Origin of the sequence: Leptolyngbya iicbica LK (assembly GCF_004212215.1) — a bacterium.
In the GTDB taxonomy this organism is placed as follows: Bacteria; Cyanobacteriota; Cyanobacteriia; order Phormidesmidales; family Phormidesmidaceae; genus Halomicronema; species Halomicronema iicbica.
The window spans coordinates 380392-401225 of sequence record NZ_QVFV01000004.1; the positions used below are offsets into that span (position 1 = coordinate 380392).

Genomic DNA, 20834 nt, shown 5'->3' on the forward strand with positions numbered 1-20834 from the left:
GGAGTCCTCCTGTAGAATCATTCTTTAAACCGAACTCCGGTTCACTTGTTGATTATCAAGTTTTAATCAGGCTCCGGCTATGACCCCATCCTATGACCAGTTCCGCCAGCGCTCCGATTTTTTGGGCACGCAAGTCGTCACCAGAACAACGGGGAAAAGCTTAGGGTTTGTGAGTCAGCTGTGGGTTGACGTCGATCGCTGCGAAGTGGTCGCCGTTGGCTTAAGAGAGCAACTGTTGCCCGGAGTCATGTCCGGTACTGAGCACACGATGCAGCTCAGCAGCATTCGCCAAGTCGGCGATGTGATTTTGGTGGATGACGATGACGTGCTAGAGGATGATCTCAACCTCACGCCTTACAGCACGATGATTAATTCTGAGGTAATTACCGAGTCGGGCGAAATGCTGGGGCGGCTGCGAGATCTAAAGTTTGATGTGGTTACTGGCAAATTAGAATCCATCATCATCGCCTCATTTGGCCTGCCGAAAATTCCTGATCAGGTCATCAGCACCTATGAGCTGCCGGTGGACGAAATCGTCAGCAGCGGCCCCGAGCGGCTCATCGTGTTTGAAGGGGCAGAAGAAAAGCTGGTGCAACTTAGCGTGGGCATTTTAGAGCGGCTGGGCATCGGCCGCGCTCCTTGGGAGCGGGATGACGAAAGCGAGTACATCATGCCGGTCTCGACGGCGAATCAGTTGCCCTCAGGCATTCAGACGCCGGTGGAGCCGATGCAGCAGACCCGGACTCCGGCGGTAGAAGAGCGCTGGACTGAAGATGACTGGGGTGAGCCGGAACCGATCTCGGCGGAACCCATGCCCCAGCGTCAGGCTGAGATGGCTTATAACGAAGCCCCGCTGAATGAATCGGATAACTGGCCGAACCAGCCCGTGAGTCCGCCGCCGATGCGCTATGAGACCGATGAGAAGGATGTGACCGGGGATATCTGGACGGATGATGAACCGGAGCCCTACGATGCGCCCCCGGTCAACATTCCCCAGAAAAAGAAAGTCACTGAGTACGAAGAAGAATTGGATTATTAAGCGGCTGTCAAGCTTTGTCGTGGCTGCTCTGCTGCTGATGGTTTGGCATGGCTGACCTCAATTAGTCTGAGTGAACTTCGTGACTGCATGGGTGCGATCGCGACTGTTCCCCTCCGGCTAAGGTTCTAATCCCCAACATTGATCGCCGCTCGTGAAACACGAGGCAGGTGCGGGTGCTGTACAATTCAGGGTCGGATTGGCCGTTGGGGAAAATTCGGCTTCTAGCGCACCATTGAGTGCTGGCCGCGATCGCCCCGCCATCCATCACCGCATATCCACAGGCACCGCATATCCACAGGTTCAGCAAAGCATCATGGGCGAGCTTCAAACACTAACGGTCATGGGTCTCCCCATTCACTGGGGCGCGCATTACGAAGACTGGTTACTCATGCGGCACCAGCAAGGATTAGGTGCGCATGTGGTGACGCTCAATGCCGAGATGGCCATGCAAGCCGATCAGCATCCAGAGTTGAAGGCCGTGCTCTGCCAGGCGGATTTAGCGATTCCCGATGGCGCTGGCATCGTGCTGTACTTTCGTCTCAAAGGCCAACGCATTCAGCGGTGTCCTGGCATTGAACTGGCGGAGTCGTTACTGCAAAAGCTGACACCCGAGCATTCAGCCTTCTTTCTGGGCGCTGCGCCGGGAGTGGCCGAAGCAGCGGCGCAAAACTGGCGATCGCGCCAACCCGGCTTAAACATTGTGGGAGTGCGGGATGGTTATTTTCAGTCGGATGATTTACCAGAGCTGGAAGCGGAATTAAAAGCCCTGCAACCGACGGTGATTTTGGTGGCGTTAGGTGTGCCCCGACAGGAATTTTGGATTGCCGAACGGCGATCGCTGTGTCCCCAGGCCATTTGGATTGGGGTCGGCGGCAGCTTTGACATTTGGGCGGGCAACAAAGAACGCGCGCCAGCCTTTTTCTGCAATAACAATTTGGAATGGCTTTACCGCCTGTATCAAGAGCCGTGGCGGTGGCGACGGATGCTCGCCTTGCCCAAGTTTGCGATTCGGGCGCTGACGTATTAAGCCGCTGCCTGCTTGACCCAAAAGCGCGTCAAGACAAAAGGCGCACGACAGTCGATGCGGACCGTTTTAGTGCCCCGAGTATCGAGGGTGACGCCTTCAATCTTCGGTTGTCCACCGGTCTCGGCTAGCGTGCCCTGATCTGCTTGAAACATGGCAACGCAGTGGCCCTGGGCATCGAGACAAGAGAGGGTCAGGGGAGCGCTGCTGATAAAACCAAAATCGATTTCGGCAACCGCATCTCCTAAGGTGATTTTCAGCCCGGTGTCGCGGGCCTGTGACATCAAGATCAACGTCGACTCGTGAGCTTGAAAGGCTGGATTTGAGGGCCTGAGGGCAATTGCTGATTCAAACCAAACTTGATGGCCCGAAAACTGATGATCAATCCGCTCAAAGTTGGCCAGACGCTGGAGCGGTAGTCGCTGCCAGGGGGACAGGTCGGAGACAGCGGTGTGATGAATGGTCGCGGTAGTGCCGATCGCAGGCGTATGCATAGTACTCATCGGGGGTAGACATCCCTGTAACTCAACTGTTTCTACAGACGGGCTCCGAGAGATTGCGCAGAAAGGTGCTAGTTGCTGTGACAGTTTGAGGGCTGGCATGAGGTCAGTTCCAAGCGTGTGCACAGAGAGAAAGCTGCCACTCCTAAAGCGTTAGGGTTGGGCATAACTTCACATGAGATTTATGACTCGCGACGTAGCTTTATGTTTCTTTTACGAAGCTGGGGCGATCGCTCCGGAAAATTTTTCAAAGAACTTGATCGTTGCTCTATCAGCCTGGCAACTCTGACGAGGAACCTTTGCCCGTCGGTTGCTTCACCCACGTTTGACCGTGCCTGCCTGATGCTAGATGATGCCCTGATCAGGCTGCCTCAGTGGTTTTCACGCAACTGACTTCACAGCCCCCTACACCGGGGTCTGGGCGGGCACAGCGATTGTGTTGTAGCTACCGAACAGTTTGATTTGTTCGGTACAGGTGGCGAGGGCGCTCAGGGTGTCTTGGGTGTGCGCCGCGTCCAAGCTTGCTTCCAGATCTAAGAAAAAGAGATATTCCCCGAGCGATCGCTTGGTGGGGCGCGATTCGATGCGGCTCAGGTTAATCTGAGCGCGCGCCAAAATCTCCAGCGGCTTCAGCAACGCCCCCGGCGCATTAATCGGCAGGCTAAAGGCTAAGGACGTGTGGGTGCCCTGAGTAGCGGTCTGGGAGCTGAGCACCCAAAATTTGGTGCAGTTATCGGGTTGGTCATTAATGGTGTGGGCCAAGACCGGCAGGTTGTAGAGCTGGGCGGCCCAGGTTGAGGCGATCGCTGCCGTGGTTCCATGATCTGCCAAATGCTGCAGCGACTCAGTGGTAGAGCGGGTGGGGACGAGAGTCGCTTGGGGGCAGTGCTGCGTGAGCCACTGCTGGCATTGTCCTAGTGCTTGCGGATGCGAGTAGATCGTCTCGATGGCCTGGGGCTGGCTGGCATAGGTGATGAGATTATGGCGAATCGGCAACACTAGCGCCTGCTGAATTTGTAAAGATTCCAGTTGCCACAGGGTGTCGAGGGTGACGGCTACACTGCCCTCAATCGAGTTTTCGACCGGCACAATGGCTAACGATACGGCTTCGTCGGCCACGGCTTGAATCGCCTGCAAAATGCTCGGATAGGCTATCAAAGTGCTCTCTTGACCACCGTGGTTCTGGAGCCAGGTTTGAAACGCTAACGCCGCTTGTTCCGAAAACGTGCCCCGTGGCCCCAAATGAGCAATCTTTACAGCCATAACCGTCGCTTCAAAGATGTCTGATTCACAGTCTTTACACCACATTAGAAGAAAATCGGTCCCGCCGATTGATCCACCCCAGCGCCGCGATCGCTGGCGGATACCCAGTCAGTCAAAGGTGATATCGGCTGCTGCAGGGGCGAGTCGCTAGTCTTGCCACAGTGGCCTATTAGCGTTGCTGAGCGCTCTATGGTGCGCCGTTGAAGGGCAATATCCGTACCTTAGCCAGTTCACACAAAGATATGAAGAGGTGTTAACACTATGAGTAAGGGGTCCGTATTTACACGGCATAATGATTTTACTTTGAAGTTTGCCTGAAGCCCGTAAACGGCTACTTCATTCATCCGCAACGTTTATTTACCAACTTCATGCTTCGTCTCGCTGCTCAACAAACTGCAAACATGCAGATCGCCCGTCATGGGGTGCCGCTGAGTCACTATCTTCGGCAACCTCGGCGCTTGGTACACGCCTTGATGAATCCCGATCAAGTTGAGGAGTTGAGTGCGAATACCTTTCGATTTCATCTGCGCGGTTTTCAGTTTTTGATGCTGAACATTCGCCCGGTGGTGGATTTGCAAATTGATACCAGTCATGACCACCTGCTAACGGTACGATCGCTCGACTGCTGGATTAAAGGCAATCAGTTCATCAATGAGCAGTTTTCCCTCGATTTGCAGGGGCAATTGCAGTTGACAGAACGAGAGCAGGTGACTGACCTGACCGGCGATGTGGATTTGGCGATCGCCGTTGGCTTGCCTCCCATTCTGTCCATGACGCCGCATTCCATTCTCGAAACCACTGGCAACCAAATTTTGCGTGGGGTGTTGAATACGATCAAGCATCGACTCATGCATCAACTGGCGGCTGACTATCAACGGTGGAGCCGTCAGCAGGCTCAAGCGCAAGCTGTCGTGCCGAGTTTGGCTTTCAGTCCCTCGCGGGCTGCGACTCCTTGTGTGGATAACTAGTCCCTGGTTAACCATGAGCGATCGCTAATCTGGTTCCGGCACTTCTTAACCTAAAAACCCCGGTCACTTAGCGAAAAAAGTGACTGTCTTCTGCATAATGTTTGCTTAGATAAATAGGGCTGGCTTGGCAGAAGGACGGTAGCTTGTATGGACAAATCAGCGGATCACCCAGCAACTGATTCGACGCCTCAACAGGAAGCGAGTACCCCTGCCGCAGAAACGGCGGAAACTGTAGAGTCAGTAGCGGTGTCGGAGCCTCAGGAGGCGTCTGCGTCCGGCCCGAAGGCGTCGGTTCGCTCTAAGGCGATGTTGTTGACTAAGGTCGGAATTTTTTGCTTTGTGGTGGGGGCTACGACCTCGGCGGCGATTACGCTGAGGCCACAACTCTCGCTCAGTCCCCGGCAGATGGTGGCAGATCTGCCACCATCTCTAGACTTCCGCGCCCTGAGCCAAAAGCTGCCTTTGCGGGGCAATGAAGCGGCGGCGGCAATTCCGAAAATGGGGACTTTAGGGGCGATCGCGCACACGGTCAGCATCCAAGGCTTAGGGGCGTTTCCTGGCGAAATTTCGGCCAGCTATCTGTGTGTCGCGTCTCCCCAGACTGGGGGCAGCAACAGCAACGCTAAGGGTGCGATCGTCTCCGGGCCAGTCAATCCTGTCTTTTCCTTTTTCACTCAAGCGGTTGATCCCAGCTTTGTGAGCCAGTTTCGTGCGGCCCCTTGGCCTAGCATTCACGAAGCCGCCCGCACCGCCCGCGTGCCGGTGTTGATGTATCACGACATCCTGCCCGAAAAAGAAGTCTTCTTTGATGTCACGGTAGAAGAATTTGCCGCCCATCTCGCCCGCATTGAGGAAGCCGGACTCACGCCCATTTCCTTTGACCAGCTCTACGACCATCTGCGCATGGGGGCCCCCTTGCCGCCAAAACCGGTGCTCCTCACCTTTGACGATGGCTATGTCGGACATTACACCCACGTCTATCCCTTGCTGCAGCAGTATCAGTATCCAGCGGTGTTTTCCCTGTTTACGGGCAAGCTGGACGGTGATGTGGCGGGGCGATCGACGGTCACTTGGGAACAGGCCAAAGAAATGGCCGCCGACCCACTGATCACCATCGCGGCCCACAGCGTGATGCACCCCAGCGATCTGCGAGAACTGGATGATGCCGCCTTACAGCGCGAAGTCGTGGAATCGAAACAGCGCCTCGAAGCCGAACTCGGCATTCCCATCCGCTACTTCACCTATCCCGAAGGTAAATACGATGAACGAGTCGCCGCCGCTGTGGCCGACGCAGGTTACGATGCAGCCCTGACCATGAGCAATGATGCGGAGTGGTTTGCCGGCGAATCGGATGACCTGCTCAGCATTGGCCGATTTGGTCAATCCCAGCTAGAGCGGGTGATTCCTGAGGCTTGGGAAGGTCTAGGGATGGAGGTTGTAGGCCCCAGCACCTTTGACTTTTACTCACCCATCCGCGTGGTGGAGCAGCTAGAAACGGAAGCCGCGCCTCTGGCCTTGATTACTGGGGGCCGCCCGGCGACCGTCCACGCGGATAGCCGCTATCAACTAGAAGAGATCTTGGCGCGCACCAACGCGATCGCCGCCGTGGATGGCGCATTTTTTAACCTGCGCTATCTCGACTCCAATGTGATGATTGGCCCCGTGTTGAGCCAAGCGACGCAAACCTTTGTGCCCGGCAATCCCAGCGAAAATCCGCTACTGGATGGTCGCCCCTTGGCTTTAATTAGCGCCGACGAGGTGAAATTTATCCCCTTTGATCACAGCGAGCACAACACCCTGCGCGGCATCCAGTCGGAGATGTCGGATGTGACTGATGCCTTTGTGGGGGCAGCTTGGCTGGTGCGCGATGGTGAGCCGCAATCGGCAGCTTCCTTCGGCACGCTGTTTGACTATGACGCTCTGCGCCACCGCGCCTTTTGGGGCATCAACAATGCCGGGCAGCCGGTCATTGGGGTGACCAAGGGTCGCGTCGATTCCGTCACCCTCGGCGAGCTATTGCATGAGGTGGGCTTTCGCGATGCCATGATGGTGGACTCCGGCGCGAGCACGTCCCTCACCTATCAGGGCGAATCCCTGGTGGAATACGTGCCCCGCCCAGTGCCCCACATGATTGCCCTACTGCCCGAAGCCGAAGCCCAAGGCCCCTGTCCCCTAAAGTTCGAAGACGCGCCGATCATCGAAGCTAGTTGGACTGACACTAACTAACCCGAGTTCGGGTTCAGCTTCGCGGCCCATTCGCTAGGGCATAAATTGTCCTGGTTCACTGGCACCAGTCTGTTGACACGAACTACCGATTGGGGGATGACGACGGGATTGAGTCCGTTGGAACGGACTTTTGCTGTGAGCCGTGGACTTTGAGTCCTCGGCGGGGGGATCATCAAGCATCATGCGGCTTTGGCAGGGTTTGCGACAAATCACCTAACCTCAAAGTGGCCTGATGTCGTCAGAAAGCCATTCGGGGCACCAATTTTACCTACGCAGGGAAAATTACGGAAATAAATTTCCACATTTCTTAGACATAGGAGCAAAGGCTCACTGTATATAGCGCTTAAACTTGCTGAAGACTCCACCTGTAGCGTGTGTAGAGCATTTGTATCTATGAGATCTTCGATGCTCTAGCGTAGAGTGAGGAAAAGTTTTGCTGACTTTCCCTGTCGCTTTCGACCCGGCTGTTCTCTTGCAGTGAGGTTCGCCCATGCAGCACTTTACGCGCCGTGAGACTGTTATTTTAACCCGCACCAGTACGGCTCGCTTGACCTATTTGGCTAAGACTGGGGTTGTTGTGCCGATCGCAGATGCCAGCGACGCCGCGCCAGGAGTCTATTATACCTGGGAGCAAATTTTAGAGCTACGGGCCATTCGTCATTTGCGGCGACAGGTATCTTTGCAAATGATTCGCAAGGTCTTGGCCTTTTTCGAAGGGTCTGGGTGTGGGGCCTTGCATGATAAGCATTTGGTCATTGAGGATGGGGCGATTCATTGGGTGCAAACCCGTGACAATCTCGCACCACAAGTGGTGCAAGTGGCTGCGCGAGCCGATCGCCATGTGGGCCAATTGAAGCTGATGACGCTACCTTCCCTCATGGACTTTGCCGACGAGGTGTGGGAGACGGCCCGCAGTTCTAAAGTGATTGATTTTGACAGCTTTCGGCGGCGAGTAGTGCCCTTGCGTCCGCGCTGAGGGAGTCGGTGAATCTGACCCCGATCACAAGGTTGGTCTGGCATTGTCACACTGTGTGCAACCGCCCCATCACCGGGACTTCATCGCTACGTCACATCCTAGTCGGCCAATTATCACCGCTGCGTACACCGTGCAATCACGGAAAAGTCGCTTCACATCATGAAGACTTAAAGAAGATGAGACTTCGGTGAAAATCATGACTGTGATGACAGCCCCCGCCCCTGCCATTGATATCGCGAATGACTATCGCAGCCTCAGCATTATTTACTGGCAAAAACTGGTGCGTGAAGGTGTGCCCAAACCGGAAGCTCAGGCGATCGCGAAGGCGATTGTGAAGTTCGAGTTATTTGCCCAATCCCCCTCTCACGAGCACAAGCAGCTGATCTCTCGCTTTAGCGCGCTCCTGTGTCGAGCTCAGTTGTGGCGCAGTGACTTGCTGATTTCTTAGGTGTTAGCGACCACACAACTATTCATTTCTCGGCAAACGAGAACTAGCGGTAGAGGAAAAATTGCGATCGCCCGATGCCCCTTTCTTTAAGCGGTGAGACGGCGATCGCGCTCCAACGCTGGGGGGCGATCGGAGGTGAGTTGCTGCTGCACAGACCCATCTGCGTCCCGTAATTGCTCCTGTGTAAAGTCACAATCGATCAGCTGGACATCAGTCAAAATGGCTCCGGTCAGGTCAGCAGTCCTAAAATCAATGCCGCGCAGGGTGGCTCCAGTCAGATTGGCATAGCATAGCTGGGCTCCTCGCAGTGCCACATGGCTCAAGTTGGCGTTGCGCAGGTCAGCCAAGCGCAAATCGGCCTCGACTAGACGGCTGCCCTGGAGATTGCTGCCCACCATCTGACAGCGGATGAGGGTGGCCCGTTCAAAGGAAGTGTCGCACAGGCGAGCATGACTCAGGTTGGCCCGCCACAGCATCGCACCGGAAAAATCGACCTCTGACAAGAGGCTATGGCTTAAGTTACTGCCTGTCAGGTCGACTCCTTGGAGGCTCGCCTGACTGAGCTGTAGGCCCGGCATCCAAGCTTCACGAAAATCAACGCCGCTAAAATCACGACGACCGGCGGAGTAGCTTTTCAGAAGTTGCACAATTTCCATGGATTTGAAGCTTAATCGGCAGCGATATTAAAAATGGAACGCAATCACTCTTGCACTGAGAATGATGACTGCGAGTGTAAATAAATGTAACGATTTTTGCTGAGATCTGCAATCTTTTGGGGGCAAGTCGCTGAGCTTGTCCTCTGTCATGTGCTACTGCTGAGCTGGGCAGCGGTGCTGCGTGAAAACTGGGATGATAAGCCGCTGTGGCTGACTGTGGGCGCGATCGCCCCGTCGTCCTGGGGGGTAGTGATGGGCTTTGAAGGGCGGTCTTCACAAAATTTTTTGCCGGAAAAACCCTACCCCTGCTGGGGGATCTTACGCAGTAGGGAGCCTCAGTGAATTCACTAAAATCGGATCGTTGTCTTGAGGCATGAGAGTTATGGCGTCCCCGGCCAGCAATCAGCGATTGACCTTATCTTATTTGCTCTGGTTAGGTGGTTTTTTCGGGTTTTCGGGCTTGCACCGACTCTACAACGGCAAAATTATTAGTGGGTTGATTTGGTTCTTTACCTTGGGGCTACTAGGAGTCGGGCAATTTGTTGACGTGTTTTTGGTGCCGGGGATGACGGAAGATCACGAGCTGCGCAAGCTGCGGGCCGCCTATGGCAACGACCTCTACAACGTGTTGAATCAGCCGATCACCACCACGCAAACCCAGCGATCGCTGACCCGTGAAGAAAAAATGGTGAAGCTATTGCGGGCCGCTAAGCAAAATGCTGGTCACCTATCTGTTACCCAAGCGGTGCTAGAAACCGGACTCGGCTTTGAAGAGGCAGAGACGTTGCTGAGTGATATGGCCCGGTCTGGCTATGTGGCGATTGATAACCATCCTCAATCGGGCGTCGTCATTTATCGATTTGATGAAATCGCGGTCTAGCGCAGTCGGCGATCGCCTGCCAGAGCACCACCCACCCCAGGAATGCTGAGCGCACGGTTGAGGGCAAGCGGCATCGTATGCTAGTCAATGCCTCTGTGGTTGGTGCGGCGAACAGATTGATGAAAATTTTGCTGGTGGATGACGAAGCTGAGTTGGCCGAACCGTTGAGCCGAGTCTTGACGCGCGAGGGTTATCAAGTGGACTTAGCCTTTGACGGTCAGTCAGGCTTGCAACTGGCGACGGCGCAAAGCTATGACCTGTTGATTTTAGATTGGATGCTGCCCCATCACAGTGGCCTAGAGATTTGTCGGCAAGTGCGATCGCAGGGCAACGCCACGCCAGTACTCTTTCTCACGGCCAAAGATACGCTGGACGATCGCGTGTCGGGCTTAGACGCGGGCGCTGATGACTATATTGTGAAGCCCTTTGAACTGCGGGAGCTACTGGCGCGGGTGCGGGCTTTGTTGCGGCGGCCCCCAACGTTGGAAGGTGGGGAGCGATCGCCCCGGCTCCAATATGAAGATTTGGAACTGGACGAAGCCAATCAGCTCGCTTATCGACAGGGCCAGACGATTGAACTCTCGGAAAAGGAGACGCAGCTTCTCGGCTACTTTTTGCGCCATCCGGATCAAGTGCTGACCCGCAGCCAGATTCACCAAGCCGTGTGGGCTGATCTGGAAGAGCCCGCCAGCAATGTGCTGGCTGCCCAAATGCGGTTGTTGCGTCGCAAAATTGAACCCAAGGGCACGTTGCCGCTGATTCACACGGTATATGGCAAAGGGTATCGACTCGGGCGCTAGATGACTTCCCGGTATACTAAATAATCTGAGTTGGTCACGAAAGTTATGGCTGTTGAAACGCCTACGGTTGAGTTCTATGACGGCATCACAGAAGAAATTAGTGGTGTGAGCCTGCGTCAAGATCAGGCGACCGGCGATCGCATTGTGCTGTTGTTGTTTGAGCAATTAAAGGCGATCGAACAGTTCCAAAGCTTTCGCAGCCGCTTTTCCAAAGCGTTGAAGCTGACTGATAGCGAAGGCATCATTACCATCGAGCCGTCCGGGGTAAAGTTCATTTTCGGCGGGCCAGAGGGCGACGATCTCAAGCAGGTGGAATGTACCCTCACCATTGATCGCGAAGATTATTGGGAACGGTTTATGCGATTTATGCATCGCTACGCCGAAGCCAATGGCATGGCCTATGGTGAACCGGGGCAAAGCTAAGTAGGGGCGTCATCGGGTGCCCAGGACTGAAGTCACACCTGTGTCACGTAACTGATACAAGTCGCCACAACGCAACTGTCATAGCAGCAGCAAACCTTTTATTTGCCCGTGATTTTGCGCAACTGCGTCCATGCTTCGCTAACTTTTAAAGATGCCTGTTAATACGGATACTCGGTTTCGACGACTGCCGTGATTGCCACGCCTCAGCAGCTCCGGGCTTGTGAAAACTTTGCAGGTTGCCGCCAAGGATAACCCTGGGGGGGCGTTTGCTTTCTTTTCCAGTGTTCGCAGCTGTATCTTTTCTTGCCAATGGCATATCTATATTTGCTTGGAGATGCTCAAAATTCCATGGTGAAGCAGCAGGCGATTTCTGAACCCAACGATAGAATTGTCGCCCTGGAACAAAAAGTGACTGACCTGACCGCTGCAAATCAACAGCTGCGGCAGGCGCTGACTGATTTGCAGCAGGCGCATCAACGTTTGCGTAGCCAGTTGTCTCGCGAACGCTTGATTGATGAGATCGCGCAGCAGATTCGACAATCACTCCAGCTGGATGCCATCCTGAACACGGCTGTCACCGAAGTCCGGGAATTTTTAGACGTCGATCGCGTGCTCGTTTATCGATTTCGGCCTGACTGGAGTGGCATCATCACCTTTGAATCAATTGCTCCAGAGGCGACTCCGACTCGATACTCCGCCTTTGAAGAACCTTGCTTTCGTCAGAGGTATGTTGAGCAATATCAGGCGGGACGAGTGCGGGCGATCGCTGACATTTATACCGCCGACATTCAGGAATGCTATCGGCAACTGTTAGAAACCTATCAAGTGCGAGCCAATTTGGTGGTGCCGATTTTGCAAGGAGACAATACCCTGTGGGGTTTGCTGATTGCCCATCATTGCCGGGCTCCGCGCCAGTGGGACGAGTTTGACACCAGTTTGTTGCAGCAGTTAGCGACACAGTTGGGCGTCGCCATTCGACAATCTGAGCTCTACGCGCAATTACAACAGCAGGCGATTACGGATGCCTTGACTCAGCTCGCCAATCGCCGCCGATTTGACCAGTATTTAGCTGAGGGGTGGCAGCAACATCAGCGGCGGCAAGCAGCGATCGCTATCCTGCTGTTAGACATTGACTTTTTTAAGCGATATAACGACCACTATGGTCACCCCCAGGGAGACGAGTGCCTGCGTCAAGTGAGCCAAGCCCTGAGCCAAGCGGCCAAGCGCACAGTTGATTTGGTGGCGCGGTATGGCGGCGAAGAGTTTGCGATCGTGTTGCCCGACACTGACTTGGCCGGAGCCCACGAAGTTGCCACCGCTATGCAGGCGGCAATTGCTGATCTACAGCTTGAGCATCCTGAGTCACCCTTTGGGCAGATTACGTTAAGCTGCGGAGTGGCAGCTTGTGTTCCTCAAACCCAAGACAGTTCTCACTGTCTGGTCAAAGCGGCCGATCAGGCTTTATACCAAGCCAAGGCCAGTGGCCGCAATTGTATTGTTAGTGCTCATTCGCTCTAGATCATTCTGAAATAGGGAATCGAATGCATCGTCTGCTGTCCCGGCTGCCTCTGAAGCTCGTGCTGATTGTGCCCTTTGTGGCTCAGATGTCAGTCGCGATTGGTTTGGTGGCGTGGCTATCGGTTCGCAACAGTCGGCAAACCGTTGATGCTGTGGCGGATGAGTTGTGGGCAGAAATCACCGCGCTGACCGAACTGCACGTGGCGGAATATTTGCAGATTCCTCAGGATGTGATTGCGGACACCCTGGCGCATCACTCATTTAACCTCACTAACCTGCGGGATCCAGAGACCCTCACGCGCTACCTCTGGTCAGAGATAAGGCAACATGATGAACTGTTCATTACCGCTGTCGGGTATGAAACTGGGGCCGTCGTCGGGGTCGGATTTGAAACGGACGGCCAGTTAGTCGCCCGCATTATGGAGCCTGGACAAACTCAGTTGCAGACCTACGCCCTATCAGACCAGGGCGATCGCGGGGCCTTGCTGCACGCAGACGACTTTGACCTCAAGAATCGCCCCTGGTATCGCGATGCCGTCACCGCTGGGCAGCTCACGTGGACTGAGATTTACCCTAACTATGACGACCCGTATAACCTGATTAGCGCCGTCAGTCCCCTCTATGACCCCGCGACTCAACAACTTGTCGGGGTCACCAATGCGACCCTCTCACTGGGGCAGATCAGCGAGTTTTTGGCCACCTTGGAAATCGGAAAAACTGGTCAAATCTTCATCATGGAGCGCAATGGTGATTTGGTGGCGAGCTCCAGCGGTGAAGCCCTGCGACTCGGGGCTGAGGGTACGGGCGCATTGCTGGAAAGACTCAATGCCGCCGACAGTCGTAATGACCTGATTCGTCAAACGGTGGCGCATCTGCGGGCAGACACAATCGGTCTGAGCCAGCTCCGGCAAGTCACCCAGACCGAATTTTGGCTGGAGGGCGATCGCCACATTGTCCATGTCACGCCCTATCGCGATGACCTCGGTTTGGACTGGCTGATCGTGATTACGGTGCCCGCATCGGACTTTATGGCCCCACTTTATGACAACACTCGCAACACCCTGTTGCTTTGTCTCGCGGCGTTGGCGGTGATGACTGGGTCAGGCATCATGACCGCTAGATGGATTGCCGACCCCCTCTTACAACTCAATCAGACAGTCAAAAATCTGCCTTCTCAGTCTTTGGCGTCGGGTGAGTTTGCCCCCGTAGACACGACCCAAGGCGCTCGGGAGATCAACGAGCTCAGCGATTCGGTTCAATCTATGGTGGAGCAAATCCAGATTGCATGGCGGGCACTGCAAGCCAGTGAGTCGAATTTTCGGAATGTCGCGGCCAACATTCCCGGAGCGGTGTTTCGCTATGTGTTGTGGCCCGATGGCACAGATACGGTGTTGTATATGAGTCCGGGGTGTTATCAACTCTGGGAAGTCGATGCGACGACAGTCCAGGAAGACGCCAGTGTGCTTTGGGGAATGGTTGATCCTGAAGATTTTCCCGCCATGCAGGCGTCGGTGCTGGCGTCTGCAGAGACGTTGAGTATTTGGAACTTTAAGTGGCGGATTACCACGCCTTCCGGAACGCGCAAATGGTTGGAGGCGTGGGGGCGGCCCACGCGCCAGGCTGATGACTCGACGCTCTGGCATACCGTGATTTTGGATATCAGCGATCGCAAGCAGGCCGAAGCACAGCTGCAAGAGCTCTCGACTCGCTTAGAACTGGCGGTGCGCTCTGCGGAGATCGGCATCTGGGAGTGGAATGTGGTTAGCGATCGCCTCATCTGGGATGACCGGATGTACGAACTTTACGGCATCAGTGCCCAATCGTTTGGCCGGGCTTTTGAAGCTTGGCAGCAGGGGGTTCATCCTGACGATTTGCCCGCGTCTCAAGCGGCGGTTGAGCGAGCGATCGCGGGCGAACAAGACTTTGATGCAGAATTTCGTGTGGTTTGGCCGGATGGCACCATTCGCCACATCGAGGCCCACGCTGTGGTCATCCGCGATGCGACGGGGCAGCCCTTGCGCATGATTGGGGCCAATTTTGACATTACCGAACGGAAAGAGGCTGCTCAAAAACTGCAAGATTTGACTAATCGACTGGGGCTGGCGGTGCAAGCCGCTGACATGGGCATCTGGGAGTGGGATTTGGCGAGCGATCGCCTCATCTGGGATGACCAAATGTTTGAGCTGTATCAAATTGATCCGCAAATGCCTGAGGTGATGGAGCAGGCGTGGCAAGCTACGGTGCATCCTGACGATTTGCCCCATGTACTGTCAATCGAGCAGTTGGCCCTGGCCGATGATGACGACTACACAACAGAGTTTCGGATTATTTGGCCCGACGGCTCGATCCGCTTCATTGCGGCCTATGCCATTATTCAACGCGACGAGAGGGGGCAGCCCCAACGGGTCGTCGGGGCCAACTTGGATATCAGCGATCGCAAACTGGCTGAAGAAGAGTTGATTTATCGCGCCTTGCACGATGCCCTCACCGATTTGCCCAATCGCACCCTGCTGATGGACCGACTGGAACTCGCCATCCAGCGATCGCACCAGTTTGCGGATTATGGCTTTGCGGTTCTCTTTCTCGATCTCGATCAGTTCAAAGTGATCAACGACAGCTTAGGGCATTTGGTGGGCGATCAATTGCTGGTCAAAGTTGCCCACAAGCTGTCAACGCTCATTCGCCCCGCCGATCTGGCGGCCCGGTTGGGGGGCGACGAATTCGTCATTCTGTTGGAAGACTTACCCGATGTGCAAGCCGCGATTCTGATGGCAGAACGCATTTTAGCGGCGTTTCAGGGAGCGATGTCGGTGGATGATCACGATGTTTTTGTCACCACCAGCATCGGCCTTGTCTGGGGCAGCCCCGCTTACACGGTGGCCTCTGACCTACTCCGGGATGCTGATATTGCGCTCTATCGGGCCAAAGCCAATGGACGGCGGACCTACGAGATGTTTGATGCCGAGATGCATGTGCTCGCCGTCAAACGGATGACTTTAGAACATGACCTGCGAGTGGCGATCGCCCAGCAACAGTTCATTCCCTATTACCAGCCCATCATTGATCTCAAGACCCAGCGGTTGATTGGCTTTGAAGCGCTGATTCGCTGGCAGCATCCGACCCAGGGGCTGGTGCCTCCCGGTGACTTCATCCCCATTGCCGAAGAAACGGGACTGATCTTAGCCATCAGCCAAGGGGTGCTCAAAGCTGCCTGTCAACAATTGGCCACCTGGCAGCAACAGTTCACTGAGATGGGCGATTTGCGGATGAGTGTCAATTTGTCGGGCAAAGACTTGCTGCAAAACAACTTGGTAGAACTCATTGCCGACACGTTGGCCCAGGTCAATCTCGCCCCCACCAACCTGACCCTCGAAGTGACCGAAAGTCTGCTGATTGATCATGTTGACGCGAATATTCGCTTGCTCCAACGCTTGCAGGACTTGGGCATCCGCATCAGCATTGATGATTTTGGGACGGGCTATTCGTCACTCAGTTATCTCTACAGCCTCCCGGCCAACTACCTCAAAATTGATCAGTCCTTTGTGGGCAAGATGCGCCTCGGCGGCAAAAATTACAAGATCGTGCAGGCAGTCGTTAAACTAAGCGACCAGCTAGGTCTGGCCGCGATCGCCGAAGGCATCGAAACCACCCAACAACTCGACTGGCTCCAGGCGATGGGCTGTGAGTTTGGGCAAGGCTATCTGCTGGCTCATCCCTTATCCCCAGAGGCGGCGACGACCCTGCTGGCCGCTGGCCGAAGGCTGGCAATTGAGGGGAGATCGTGAGGACTGTGGCTTGCTCAGCCCTCACGAACACTCCCATTGCAAAATTGACAGCGATCGCGATGAACGACAGCTATCTGGGGTGACCACTTAATGAGGTAAAGCCGCGAGCGATCGTCTATTTATGGCGGATGTAGTCATACATCTTGATGTATTCCTGGCCCGACTTTTTCCACGAGTGATCGTACTGCATCCCTTGCTGTGCCAACTGCTGGAAAAATTTCGGCTCATCGTAGTAGAGATCGAGGGCGCGATTCATACCAGATTCCAGGGCGTAGTTATCCGATTCGTAAAAGACAAAGCCCGTCCGCTCTTCTTGGGGATGGAACGTGTCGTAGTCCCAATCAAAGACGGTGCTGACCAAGCCGCCCACCCCGCGCACAATGGGAACCGTGCCATAGCGCATGGAGATCAACTGAGTTAAGCCACAGGGTTCAAACTTGCTGGGCACCACCATCATGTCAGCGCCCGCATAAATCAAGTGCGCCAGTTCTTCGTTAAAGGTGAGCTCAAGGTGGATGTCGGGATTGTCGGTGAGGTGACGCTTTTCGTGCCAGAACCAGTCATTGATGGTGCTGTCGGTTGCTGAGCCCAACAAGACAAACTGGGCGCCGCGATTCAGCGAGTAGTACATCGCGTGATGCACCAGATCAACGCCCTTCTGATCATCCAGTCGGCCAATAAAGGCGATCATCGGTTTATCACAGGGCCGCAAGCCCAGCTTTTCGCGCAGGGCTTTTTTGTTCAGCACCTTGTCTTCAAAGGTGGTGAGGCTGTAAGGATGGGCGATGTGAGTGTCTTCTTCGGGATTCCAAATGGTGTAGTCTACCCCATTGAGAATGCCCGAAAACTTGAAGCTCTTGGAATGGAGCGTACCGCCTAAGCCAAAGCCGCAGTCGCCGTACATGGCTTCCCAAGCGTGGTGGGGCGCCACCGTATTGATGTGGTTGGCGTAGACGATGCCCCCTTTCATAAAGTTGAGCGAAAACGGGTTGAAGTTGTCGCGCAACTGCTCGTATTGGAAGTAGTAAGCTTCCCGATTCAGTCCGGTAGCCCACAGCACTTCGGGGCCGGCAAAGCCCTGGTGCTTAAAGTTGTGAATGGTATAGAGGACGCGCTGAGTATCCATGCCCTGGTATTGAAACATTTCGTACAGCAGGACGGGGATCAAGCCCGTTTGCCAGTCGTGGCAGTGAATGACATCGGGGCGCTTGTTGCTTTGCAGCAAAAATTCCAGCGCGGCTTTGCTAAAGAAGGCAAACCGCATGGGGTCGTCGTCGCAGCCGTAGTAAACCCCTCGGTCGAAAAAGAAGTCATTGGAGTGGGGCTCGATGAAGAAGCAGAGCTGACCATGGACCCAACCGCAGAACACTGAGCAATGCACCCGCCCGCCATACCAGGGCACCCACAAATCGCGATAGGCATCGTGCAGACCCCAAATGTGGTCGTAGCGCATGTTGTTGTATTTGGGCAAAATCAGCTCGACACAATGCCCCTGGGCCGATACCTCACGGCTCAGACCATACACCACGTCTCCAAGGCCACCCGCTTTAATGACTGGGGCGCACTCCGAGGCAATCTGCACGATGTACATGGGAAACCCTCGTTTTTACAAAAGTTTATTTTGAATTGAACTTATTCAATCAGGAAGCTTTGAGTCAGGCAAGAGGACTATGGACAGATTGCGATCGCCCCGGCAATTAGCGGCAATAACTTTTACCGGGCAGGGCTGCCCCGGTCTGTCTTTCCACGAATCAGGGCGTTACCATGCTAAAAGGCTTCATTGCATTCCACAGATAACATTTAAGGAGTAACGCATGGTAGGCACTCAAGTCTCCGCTCGCGACTTTTTTCGCGCGGCCTACGAAAACCGCTACACCTGGGACAATAACTTTCCGGGCTACACCGCTGATGTGACGATGATTGCGGATGGCAAAACGGTCACCGCCAAGGCGAAGGTCGGCGCTGATCTCAAGGCAGAGGTCTCCGATATTGAAGATGAAACGGCGAAAAAAGCCATCCACGGGCAGCTTTGGGAAGTGGCGATTCACCGCATCCGTCGCCCCTTTGAAGCTTCTCATGGCGAAAATACCTTCTCCTACGGTAAGACGTTGGATGATGGCTCGGTCGAAATTTTGATGGGCGGCAAGGCCGAGGGCGATCGCTACGAAGTGCGTGATAACGAAGTCAGCATGGTGCATCGCCACATCCACGGCACGGTGGTCACCATTCACACCTTTAGCAGCCACGATACGGGCGCGGGCTACCTGTCTCACAAGTATGATTCGGTCTATCACGACCCCGCTACGGGTGAGCAAAAGGGCGGTCGTAGCGTGTTTGAAGACAATTACGAGAAGGTCGGCGACTACGTTATCTTGACGGAGCGCAAGATTGAGACTGAGACCGATCGCGGCACCGTTGAGCAGACCTTCCGCTTTTCTAACATCCAACTGTTGGATGCTTAGGTATCGCTAATGCAGTGCGGTGGGTATCAGACTCCTGTCTCTGACGCTGGCGGCAAGGGAGCACCCACCGCGCGATCGCGGCCCTGACATTTAGCCTCATAGAGAGCAGTGTCAGCGGCCTTGATCAAAGTTGCAGGGGTCTTGGCGTGCAATGGGGCGATCGCAAATCCTGCCGATAGGGTAATTTGCACAGTCGTTTCCCCGACCTTCACATTCAAATAGTGCAAGCTGCGACAGAGTTGACGCGCCCGGCGTTCCAGAATGGGCCACGTCACCCCTGGCAAAATCAGCACGAACTCTTCGCCGCCAAACCGACAGACGACATCGTTGGGACGGGCGTGGCCTTTGAGGAATAAGCCCATCATGCTCAACACATGGTCACCAGCGTCATGCCCATAAGTATCATTCAATTGCTTAAAGTGGTCTAAATCCAACATGATGAGGCCGACTTGATAGCGACCATAGCTGACTCGCTGCAGCAACTTGCTCAACACACTCATCATGTGACGGCGGTTGAAGAGTTTGGTTAAGGGGTCTTGCAGATTTTCCGCCTGGAGTTTGCGCAGCAGCACTAGGCGGCGCAGGGTCACACTAATTTGGTCGGCCACGTAGTCGAGAATGCTATTTTCGACCGGAAAGGCGTGGGCAGCTGCGGGTTTGAGACACAGTTTGAGACTGCCCACGCTCCGGTTATGCACGGCGAGTTGGTAGCATCGCCAGTAGTAGTAAGGCGGCAGCGGCGAGGCGGGGGCGTTGATGTCTTGCGGTGCGATCGGCGTCCGAGTGTTGGCTGCGCGGTGTTCGGTTTTCAAGGCGTGAACGTTCAACTGTTTTGGCAGTTGGCAGACCAGTTCATCGCTATGGGGAATTTTGACGGTCTCATCCGACCAAAAGCATAATCGTTGGCTTTTGTGGTGTTCAACATTGAGCGCGACTTCAAACGCATGAATCGGCAAAATGACGGGCAGCAATGTCACCAGTTGGTTGGTCAAATCTTCAAAGGTGAGGCAACTTTGTAGGGCCATGCTGAGTCGCATGACGTTGTGATAATCCGGGCTGGTGAGGGGCAGATGATCAGTTGTCGAGCTCGCGGCGGCTGTCCCAGTAGCCGGTTGCTCCGACTCTGACGAGACGGCTGTTAAGGTGACGGTCTCCAGCAGGCTGCCCATTTCCGTCGCCAGGGTGGCGATGGCTTGCTGTTGATCCAGCGCGAGGCTGAATTCAGCGCGGGTCATGATCATCACAACGCCCAGCGTCTGGGGCGGCATCCCCACAGGAAAGCCGGCAAAAAACTGTAGCGGGGCGATCGCTGAGCCATGGGACGCCAGTTGTTGAGCTCGCTGAGGCTGAGGCAAATCTTGGACGTTGTCGATCAGAATCACTTCGCCTGTGGCCATGACTTGCTCAGCTAGCCATTCGATTTGGCGACGCTCAGTCTGTGTCAGGTCAGAGTCGTGGGTAATCCAGCGTGCTTGGGGCGCATACGCTTCTACCATCGCCGACTTAACCAGTTGTCTGACGACGGTGAGCAGTCCAGATAGTCGCTGTTGTACAGCGGCCTGAGTTGCTACGCTGACTGCCAATGTGTACGCTGAGCCTCCCCCGGTCGCCGCTTTGGGAACACGTTGGCTGTGATGACGCTGCCCGATTTTTCCCAATTTAGGGCTGTTCTTATATTGTAGATTCCACGGTGGGTGATCCATTCACACATAAAGCTCGGTAAGCGGGTGTCTGATTGAGTATCGGCTTGTAGGATGCCCCCTTCATACATGCTGCTAGTGCAGCGTCAAAGCTTGATTTTAGGGTAGACAGAGGTCAACTTGCTTCTGGCATCATCAACTTTCATCTGCCAATCAACTCCTCGCT

Annotated in this window: 17 protein-coding genes; 12 read left to right on the forward strand and 5 right to left on the reverse strand. The window is 54.8% G+C overall.

Translation table 11 applies throughout. The features are described 5' to 3' along the window. Positions 1 to 79: 79 nt before the first annotated feature. Both DYY88_RS17465 and DYY88_RS17470 read left to right on the forward strand, forming a co-directional pair. A complete protein-coding gene (locus DYY88_RS17465) occupies positions 80 to 1039 on the forward strand; it encodes a PRC-barrel domain-containing protein (protein WP_039726584.1) in 960 nt (319 codons plus the stop codon). Between the two features lie 313 nt (positions 1040 to 1352). Continuing rightward, positions 1353 to 2066: a WecB/TagA/CpsF family glycosyltransferase gene (locus DYY88_RS17470; protein ID WP_039726585.1), complete on the forward strand. Its 714-nt coding sequence runs from the start codon at positions 1353 to 1355 to the stop codon at positions 2064 to 2066. On the opposite strand, the gene DYY88_RS17475 is transcribed toward DYY88_RS17470, so the two are convergent. Both DYY88_RS17475 and pheA read right to left on the reverse strand, forming a co-directional pair. Further along, positions 2063 to 2566 carry a hypothetical protein gene (locus tag DYY88_RS17475; RefSeq protein ID WP_130199497.1) on the reverse strand — a complete coding sequence of 168 codons (504 nt, stop codon included), beginning with the start codon at positions 2564 to 2566 and terminating at the stop codon, positions 2063 to 2065. The genes DYY88_RS17470 and DYY88_RS17475 overlap by 4 nt on opposite strands. Positions 2567 to 2968: 402 nt before the next feature. Continuing rightward, a complete protein-coding gene (gene pheA, locus DYY88_RS17480; RefSeq protein ID WP_039729790.1) occupies positions 2969 to 3826 on the reverse strand; it encodes a prephenate dehydratase in 858 nt (285 codons plus the stop codon). Between the two features lie 368 nt (positions 3827 to 4194). Between pheA and DYY88_RS17485 the strand changes: the two genes are divergently transcribed. From DYY88_RS17485 to DYY88_RS17500, 4 genes are all read left to right on the forward strand, one after another. Further along, positions 4195 to 4794, forward strand: a complete 600-nt coding sequence (locus tag DYY88_RS17485; RefSeq protein ID WP_039726589.1) for a DUF1997 domain-containing protein — start codon at positions 4195 to 4197, stop codon at positions 4792 to 4794. A gap of 147 nt (positions 4795 to 4941) precedes the next feature. Further along, positions 4942 to 7020 (forward strand): polysaccharide deacetylase family protein, encoded by a 2079-nt coding sequence (locus DYY88_RS17490; protein ID WP_052288371.1) that lies wholly within the window; start codon positions 4942 to 4944, stop codon positions 7018 to 7020. Positions 7021 to 7510: 490 nt separating this feature from the next. Continuing rightward, a complete protein-coding gene (locus DYY88_RS17495) occupies positions 7511 to 7996 on the forward strand; it encodes a MerR family transcriptional regulator (RefSeq protein WP_039726590.1) in 486 nt (161 codons plus the stop codon). Between the two features lie 196 nt (positions 7997 to 8192). After that, positions 8193 to 8444, forward strand: a complete 252-nt coding sequence (locus tag DYY88_RS17500; RefSeq protein WP_039726591.1) for a hypothetical protein — start codon at positions 8193 to 8195, stop codon at positions 8442 to 8444. A gap of 86 nt (positions 8445 to 8530) precedes the next feature. On the opposite strand, the gene DYY88_RS17505 is transcribed toward DYY88_RS17500, so the two are convergent. Then, positions 8531 to 9100, reverse strand: a complete 570-nt coding sequence (locus DYY88_RS17505) for a pentapeptide repeat-containing protein (protein ID WP_052288372.1) — start codon at positions 9098 to 9100, stop codon at positions 8531 to 8533. 382 nt (positions 9101 to 9482) lie between these two features. On the opposite strand from DYY88_RS17505, the gene DYY88_RS17510 reads away from it, so the two are divergent. From DYY88_RS17510 to DYY88_RS17530, 5 genes are all read left to right on the forward strand, one after another. Continuing rightward, positions 9483 to 9980: a TM2 domain-containing protein gene (locus tag DYY88_RS17510; RefSeq protein ID WP_039726594.1), complete on the forward strand. Its 498-nt coding sequence runs from the start codon at positions 9483 to 9485 to the stop codon at positions 9978 to 9980. A gap of 119 nt (positions 9981 to 10099) precedes the next feature. After that, on the forward strand, positions 10100 to 10780 hold the full coding sequence (rppA, locus tag DYY88_RS17515) for a two-component system response regulator RppA (RefSeq protein WP_039729793.1): 681 nt from the start codon (positions 10100 to 10102) through the stop codon (positions 10778 to 10780). A 45-nt stretch (positions 10781 to 10825) separates the two neighbouring features. Further along, complete coding sequence (gene psb28, locus DYY88_RS17520) at positions 10826 to 11203, forward strand: photosystem II reaction center protein Psb28 (RefSeq protein WP_039726595.1); 378 nt, start codon at positions 10826 to 10828, stop codon at positions 11201 to 11203. Positions 11204 to 11512: 309 nt separating this feature from the next. After that, complete coding sequence (locus DYY88_RS17525) at positions 11513 to 12721, forward strand: GGDEF domain-containing protein (RefSeq protein WP_084607044.1); 1209 nt, start codon at positions 11513 to 11515, stop codon at positions 12719 to 12721. A 23-nt stretch (positions 12722 to 12744) separates the two neighbouring features. Then, positions 12745 to 16506 carry an EAL domain-containing protein gene (locus DYY88_RS17530; protein WP_052288374.1) on the forward strand — a complete coding sequence of 1254 codons (3762 nt, stop codon included), beginning with the start codon at positions 12745 to 12747 and terminating at the stop codon, positions 16504 to 16506. A 115-nt stretch (positions 16507 to 16621) separates the two neighbouring features. On the opposite strand, the gene glgA is transcribed toward DYY88_RS17530, so the two are convergent. Next, complete coding sequence (glgA, locus tag DYY88_RS17535) at positions 16622 to 18097, reverse strand: glycogen synthase GlgA (protein ID WP_039726596.1); 1476 nt, start codon at positions 18095 to 18097, stop codon at positions 16622 to 16624. Positions 18098 to 18320: 223 nt separating this feature from the next. On the opposite strand from glgA, the gene DYY88_RS17540 reads away from it, so the two are divergent. Beyond that, positions 18321 to 18968 (forward strand): DUF3386 domain-containing protein, encoded by a 648-nt coding sequence (locus tag DYY88_RS17540; RefSeq protein ID WP_039726597.1) that lies wholly within the window; start codon positions 18321 to 18323, stop codon positions 18966 to 18968. 26 nt (positions 18969 to 18994) lie between these two features. Here the strand turns inward: DYY88_RS17540 and DYY88_RS17545 are convergent, their stop codons facing one another. Further along, positions 18995 to 20551, reverse strand: a complete 1557-nt coding sequence (locus DYY88_RS17545) for a GGDEF domain-containing protein (protein ID WP_160299537.1) — start codon at positions 20549 to 20551, stop codon at positions 18995 to 18997. Between the last annotated feature and the right edge of the window lie 283 nt (positions 20552 to 20834).